Annotated in this window: 7 protein-coding genes and 1 pseudogene; 2 read left to right on the top strand and 6 right to left on the bottom strand. The window is 71.0% G+C overall.

Features of this window, described 5'->3' with window-relative positions; translation table 11 throughout:
- From WDW90_RS13400 to ruvA, 4 genes and pseudogenes are all read right to left on the bottom strand, one after another.
- A pseudogene (locus WDW90_RS13400) lies at positions 1-246 on the bottom strand (hypothetical protein); the annotation flags it as partial.
- A 176-nt stretch (positions 247-422) separates the two neighbouring features.
- Complete coding sequence (gene bfr, locus WDW90_RS13395; RefSeq protein ID WP_336487882.1) at positions 423-920, bottom strand: bacterioferritin; 498 nt, start codon at positions 918-920, stop codon at positions 423-425.
- A 61-nt stretch (positions 921-981) separates the two neighbouring features.
- Positions 982-1239: a (2Fe-2S)-binding protein gene (locus tag WDW90_RS13390; RefSeq protein ID WP_336487881.1), complete on the bottom strand. Its 258-nt coding sequence runs from the start codon at positions 1237-1239 to the stop codon at positions 982-984.
- A gap of 279 nt (positions 1240-1518) precedes the next feature.
- Positions 1519-2136, bottom strand: a complete 618-nt coding sequence (gene ruvA, locus WDW90_RS13385) for a Holliday junction branch migration protein RuvA (RefSeq protein ID WP_336487880.1) — start codon at positions 2134-2136, stop codon at positions 1519-1521.
- Positions 2137-2336: 200 nt separating this feature from the next.
- Here ruvA and WDW90_RS13380 point away from each other — a divergent pair, with 200 nt between their 5' ends.
- Positions 2337-2963, top strand: a complete 627-nt coding sequence (locus tag WDW90_RS13380) for a YceI family protein (protein ID WP_336487879.1) — start codon at positions 2337-2339, stop codon at positions 2961-2963.
- Between the two features lie 6 nt (positions 2964-2969).
- On the opposite strand, the gene ruvC is transcribed toward WDW90_RS13380, so the two are convergent.
- Positions 2970-3536 carry a crossover junction endodeoxyribonuclease RuvC gene (ruvC, locus tag WDW90_RS13375; RefSeq protein WP_336487878.1) on the bottom strand — a complete coding sequence of 189 codons (567 nt, stop codon included), beginning with the start codon at positions 3534-3536 and terminating at the stop codon, positions 2970-2972.
- A gap of 224 nt (positions 3537-3760) precedes the next feature.
- Between ruvC and WDW90_RS13370 the strand changes: the two genes are divergently transcribed.
- Positions 3761-5047 carry a nucleotide disphospho-sugar-binding domain-containing protein gene (locus WDW90_RS13370; RefSeq protein WP_336487877.1) on the top strand — a complete coding sequence of 429 codons (1287 nt, stop codon included), beginning with the start codon at positions 3761-3763 and terminating at the stop codon, positions 5045-5047.
- A 16-nt stretch (positions 5048-5063) separates the two neighbouring features.
- On the opposite strand, the gene WDW90_RS13365 is transcribed toward WDW90_RS13370, so the two are convergent.
- The gene (locus WDW90_RS13365; RefSeq protein WP_336487876.1) at positions 5064-6365 is read right to left on the bottom strand and encodes a TadE/TadG family type IV pilus assembly protein; all 1302 of its coding nucleotides are present in this window, start codon (positions 6363-6365) and stop codon (positions 5064-5066) included.
- Positions 6366-6373: the final 8 nt, after the last annotated feature.

Raw genomic sequence — 6373 nt, 5'->3', positions numbered from 1 at the left:
GCCCGTCTTCCGCGCCGCCTCGATGAACACCTGAAGGTTCGCACGCGCCGCGCGCTGACCCACAAACTCCGACAAAACCAGTGGACGCACCGTCTGGTCGACGTCGTCCGGGCGGCTCTCCGGGCTGAGGAGGGTCTTGGGGGGCGCCTCGGGAGGCGCCTTGGGGGGCGTCTTGGACGAGGGCTTGGACGAGGGCCTGGGCGGAGTCTTGGGCAGGGCTCTGGGCCTGTTCAGGGGCTTGGACATGGGCCCGACCCTCCTACCCCGGGGCGCCGCGGAAGTCTAAGAGCGCCTCGCCAGATTCCCCGCGCCCGGGAGCCTCCTTCCGGCCGCGACGGCGCAGCGGGCGGCTTGCCGGCGCCTTGCGGGCGTCTTGCCGGAAGCCCGACGCGCGGGATCCCCGGCCCGCGCGCCCGCCGCCCTCACTCCACCTCGGGCTCGATCTTCTCCAGCCCGCCGATATGGCGCTGGGCGTAGAGGGGCAGGCCGATCTGCTTGATCAGCTCCAGCTGCGTCTCCAGGAAGTCGATATGGCCTTCCTCGTCGGAGGCGAGGTCCTCGAACAGGAGCTTGGAGACGCGGTCGTTGATCGAGTCGCAGTACTGGGCGGCCTCGAGATAGAGCGCGCGCGCCTCGTTCTCGGCGGCGAGGTCGCACTCGATGATCTCCTGGACGTTCTGGCCGATCCGCAGCGGATCGAGCTCCTGGAGGTTGGGGAAGCCGTCGAGGAAGAGGATGCGGTCGACGAAGCGGTCCGCGTGGTTCATCTCCTCGATCGATTCCTTGCGCCAGAACTTGGCGAGGTCGATGTAGCCCCAGTCGTTCAGCATGCGGAAATGGAGCCAGTACTGGCTCACCGCCGTCAGTTCGCTGCGCAAGCCCCGGTTGAGGTACTCGACAACCTTGACATCACCCTTCATCCGTCCGTCTCCCGTAGGCTCAGGTCAGCCGGAAGGGGACGGCCGGGCGCCTGCCCGCGTCTCAGGCGGCGATCCCCTCCTCCGCTGCCTGGACCTTGACCAGAGAGCAGGTGCTTGCGCAAGCGGCCGTGCAGGAATGAGCCGCCTCGTCGAGCGCCTTCTGCATGATCGAGCGGATGGTGCGGGCGCAGCGGCCGCATTTCGGGCTGCAGCCGAGGCACGCATAGACCTGGGCGGGCGTGCGCGGGCAGGCCGCGCCGCCGTTGAGGCAGGCGCGCACCGCGCCGTCGGACAGGACGTTGCAGGAACAGACGATCATTCGAGGCCGCAACTCGCTCTGGGATCACGCCGCAGGTGGGAGGACGGCCGAACGGGTGTGCCATCCGGCCGATCGGGGGTTCGCGGGAGCGGGGAGCTTCGAGGGGGAAAAGCCCAAGCCCGCCACCGCCTTGCTGGCTAGATTAGAACCTTTGAAAACTGTATTACTTTCAACACGTTAGCTGGACCGGCCGCGGTTGGCAACCCTGGCATCCCAGATTTCGTGCCCACAACAGGATCGCGCGCCCGCGGCCCCGGGCCCGTCCGGTGGCCCCGACGCTCAGCGGGCGAGTTCGCGCAGCCCGAGGCGGATCAGGGTCTTGGCCTCGGCATCGTCGCCGGCCCCCTTGAGGGCGGCCGCGACGGCCGCCGAGGCCTGGACCTGCGGGTAGCCGAGATTGACCAGCGCCGAGACCGCATCCGCCACGGGCCGGGGCGCGGTGCGGTCCTCGACGGCGCCCGCGAGGGCGACGAGGGCCGGGTCGACCGGCGCGAAGACGGGGGCCTTCTCCCTGAGCTCGGCGACGATTCGGGCGGCGAGCCGTGGGCCGACGCCGGGCGCGCGGGCCACGGCCGCCTTGTCGCCCATGGCGATGGCGCTCCCCAGCGCGTCGGGCTCCAGCACCGAGAGCAGGCCGAGGGCGACCTTGCTGCCGACCCCTTGCACGGTCTGGAGCAGGCGGAACCATTCCCGCTCCGGGTCCGAGCGGAATCCGTAGAGGCGGATCATGTCCTCGCGCACGTGGGTCTCGATGGCGAGCTCGGCCGGCTCGCCGGCCTTCGGCAGGCGCTGCAGGGTGCGGGCCGAGCAATGCACCACGTAGCCGACGCCCTGCACGTCGAGGATCACGAAATCCTCGCCGAACGAGTCCACCACCCCCTTGAGCTTGCCGATCATCAGCCCCACCCCACGCGAATACCGTCCCGGCCTGCCTACAGGGCGGGGCGCGCCGGCGCCATGCGCCACAGGCGCCCGCGCTTCATGCGCCACAGGCGCCCGCGCTTGAGGCCGCCCCGCGTTCGTGAGACCAAGGGCCGGCTTCGCCGAGACCCTCCCGCCAGATCATCACGCCACAATCGATTCGGGTGACCCGCACGATGCGCCAGACCGCGCCGATCCTCTCCCTCGCGCTCCTCCTCGCCGGCGCTCCGCTCGCCGCGGCCGAGGATCCGGCCCCACCCGCGCCCTCGGCCGATCCGACCCAGGTGCGTCCCGGCGCCTACGCGCTCGACCCGGCCCACGGCAAGATCACCTGGTCGGTGAGCCATCTCGGCTTCTCGACCTATTACGGGCAGATCACGGACGTGGCCGCCCAGGCCACCCTCGACCCGAAGGACCCGACGCGGTCGCGCCTCTCGGTCACGATCGGCACCGACAGCGTGAACGGGCTCAACGAGCGGCTGAACCAGCACCTGAAATCCCCGGACTTCCTCGACACCGCGAAGTTCCCCAAGGCCATCTTCACGGCGACCTCGGTGGAGCCGACGAGCCCGACCACGGCCCGCGTCAGCGGAGAGCTGACGCTCAAGGGCGTGACGAAGCCGGTCGCCTTCGACGCCACCTTCAACCAGGCCGGGATCAGCCCCGTCGACAGGAAGTACACGGTGGGCTTCGATGGGCGCGCGGTGCTCAAGCGCTCGGATTTCGGCGTCAGCGCCTTCCTGCCGGTGCTCGGCGACGAGGTCTCGCTGCGCCTCGAGGGCGAGTTCAAGGCGGTGGAGTAGCGCGCCTCACGCCTGCCGCGCGAGCGCCGCCGCGATCCGCTCGGCGGCCTTGCCCGTCGCGCCGGCCGGCAGGTGGCTGCGCTTCAGGGCGTGCGCGCCCCGGTGGCTGTTGTGCGTGATGGCGATGGCGAGGGCGTCGGCCGCGTCCGCGAGCCTGAACTCGGCCTTGGGCAGCAGGAACTTCACCATCGCCTGGATCTGGCTCTTCTCGGCATGGCCCGAGCCCGCGACCGTCTTCTTGATGAGGTTGGCCGAGTACTCGAAGACCGGCACGCCGGCGAGCGCCGGCACGAGCAGCGCGACCGCGCGGGCGTGGCCGAGCTTGAGCGTCGCCTGCGCGTCCTTGTTGACGAAGGTCTCCTCCACCGAGACCTCGTCCGGCCGGAACGCCTCGACGATGCGGGTGACGCCCTCGTAGAGCTCGCGCAGGCGCAGCGCGAGCGGCAGCTCTCCGTCCGAGGTGACCACCCCGCAATCGACGTAGGCGAGCCGGGTGCCGGTGGCCGTCACCACGCCCCAGCCGGTGCGGCGCAGGCCCGGATCGATCCCCAGGATGCGGACGGGAGCACTCATCGAACCTGCCACGGGATCTGCCTCGGCTCGCGGCGCGCTCAGCCGCGCCGCCCCCGGAGCGGTAAGCACATAGCGTGAACGGACCGTTTCGCCAAACCGCGGGCGTGCCGAACGGCACATGCGCGGCCTTTGCGGCCGTAACGTGTGGCAGCGACCCTCGAAGATCCCGGCATCGGACCCGACATCGCGGGTGGAAGCGATTCGGACATTGAGGAGATTCCGCGATGAAGATCCTTCTCGCCGCGACGCCGCTCACCGGGCACATCAACCCGCTCCTCGCCCTCGCGCGCCTCGCGGCCGCGCGCGGCGACGAGGTGGTGGTGACGACCTCGGCGGCCTTCGCGCCCCGGGTCGCGGCGGCGGGCTTCCGCTGCGTCGCCTATGCGGACGATTCCTCCGCCGAGTACCGCGAGACCGCGCTGCCGGCCGGCCCCGAGCGCGCCCGGCGCGAGTTCGAGCGCCGCTTCATCGATCCGATCCCGCTCCAGGCGGCGGCGCTGCGCGACCTCGTCGCGCACGAGCGGCCCGACCTGATCGTCGCCGGCACGATGTTCCTCGGAATCCTGCCGCTCCTCCTGTCAGAGGCGCCGCGCCCGCCGGTCGTCGGCTACAACGTCAGCTTCCTGTTCCACGACCGGCCGGACGGGGCGCCGCTCGGGCCCGGCCTGCCGCCGGCCCGCGACGCCGCCGAGCAGGCGCGGCACGCGGCGATCGGGGCGGCGGCCGCGATCGCCTTCACGAACCCGGTGCGCGCCTACGCCGACGCGACGCTCGCGCGCCTCGGCGCCCGGCCGCTGCCGGCCTCGCTGACCCAGTCGATCCTGATCCTGCCCGACGCCCTGATCCAGCCGACGGTGCGCGAATTCGAGTACGATTACGGGCCGCTGCCCGAGCGCTTGCGCTTCGTCGGCGCCCTGCCGCTGCCCGCCGCGGAGGTGCCGCTGCCGGACTGGTGGGGCGAGCTCGACGGGAGGCGCCGCGTCGTCCTCGTCACGCAAGGAACGCTCGCCAACGCGGATCTCGGCGAGCTGATTGAGCCGACGCTCGCCGCGCTCGCCCACCGGGACGACCTCCTCGTCGTCGCGACGACCGGCGGGCGCCCGGTCGAGGCCCTGCGCGGGCCGCTCGCCCCCAACGCGCGGGTCTCGCGCTTCCTGCCCTTCGACGCCCTGATGCCGAAGGTCGACCTGTTCGTCACGAACGGCGGCTACGGCAGCGTCACGCAGGCCCTGGTCGCGGGCGTGCCCATGGTCTCGGCCGGACTGACCGAGGACAAGGCCGAGATCGGCGCGCGCATCGGCTGGTCGGGCGTCGGCCTCAACCTCGCGGCGAACGAGCCCGGGGAGCGGGCGATCCGCGCCGCCGCCGAGGAGGTTCTGGCCGAGCCCCGCTTCGCCGAGCGCGCCGCCGCCCTCGCGGCGGCCTTCGCCCGCCACGACACCGGGCGCGAGATCCTCGGCATCCTCGACGCGGCGCGGGCCGCCGCGCCGGCGCACCCGCACGCGGCGTGAGCCCGGGGGGTAGCCCTCAGTTCGTCAGCCGCACCGAGGCCACCGAGGCGTCGAAGAGCTTCTGCAGCGCCACGCTGATGCTGCCGTCCGTCTCGACGGGAAAGAACAGACCGTCCGTCGCGCAGGCCTGCAGCCGGGGCGCGATGCCGGATTCGAACGGCTTCACCCACTTGTTGTAGAAGGGGTTGTCGTAGAGCGGCAGGTAGGTCGTGTAGATGATCCCGATCCGGATGCCCTTGTCCTTCATGGCCTGGCAGGTCGCCGGATTGATCGGGCTGATAAAGCGGTTGCTGTTGACGAAGCCGCCGCTGCCCGGATCGCTGACGCCGCCGGCATCGACCGGCGTGTCCTGCACCCCGTCGGTCACGAAGAACAGGAAGCGGATCGGTTCCGCCTGCGTCGCGCCGCTCCCGCCCGCCGGAACGACGCCGTTCATCCGGGCGAGCGCCCGCTCGTACGAGGTCTGGTTGGCCGACTTGCTCCTGTAGCCGTAGGCGAGATCGATCAGGCCCGCGTCGGACTTCGTCTGGTCGAGGTTCGTCGTGAGGCTTGAGATCTTCGTCTGGAAGTCGCTGAAGGTCCACATCTCCATCCGATACTGCTGCGGCAGGAGCATCGACGACTTGGCCCTGTCGACGAGGCTCTTCACCGCGTCGCGCAACACGTGGATGCGCAGCTTGATGTTGTATTTCTGGGCGATGTGGTAGTGGTCGTTCAGGTTGTCGCCCGTCACGTTCCCCTGCGCGTCGAACGTGTGCTCGTGGCAGGCGAACGCGCACTTGTCCGACGTCACCTGCTGCATGTTCGAGATGTCCGCGGACGTGGCGGCGAGCCCCATCGAGGGCGAATTGTCGAGCAGAAGGTAGTAGTCGATATACTGCGAGAGATTGCGGGTGCCCGAGGCCGTGCCGCTGATCGCGAGGTCGCGCACGCCCATCAGGCTGCCGAGCGTGGTGCGGACGGTGGCCGTGTAGCTCGCCGTCAGGCCGACCGTGGTGCCGTCGCCGATCGGCGCCGGCACGATCGAGGTCACGGTCACGCCCGGCACCCGGGCAGCGTCGGCCAGGAACTGGGTCTGCACGCTGGCGAGCGCCGTCGCCGAGATCGTGTTCACCTTCTGGCTCGTGACGGCGAGTACGGCCGCGTCGAGCGCCGCGTCGAGCCGCACCTTGGCGGCGTTGCGCCGGCCGTAATCGATCGTGGCGCCGGTGGCGAACAGGAGCGGCACGAGGGCGAGGCCGAAGGTCAGGGCGACCTGCCCCGACCGCTCGCGGACGATCCGGCGGAGCTGGGCGCGAATGCGCGCGAGGGGGGGCATGCCGCGGG

It is taken from the genome of Methylobacterium nigriterrae, assembly GCF_037106235.1.
In the GTDB taxonomy this organism is placed as follows: domain Bacteria; phylum Pseudomonadota; class Alphaproteobacteria; order Rhizobiales; family Beijerinckiaceae; genus Methylobacterium; species Methylobacterium nigriterrae.
This window is presented reverse-complemented; position numbering and strand designations above follow the sequence as displayed.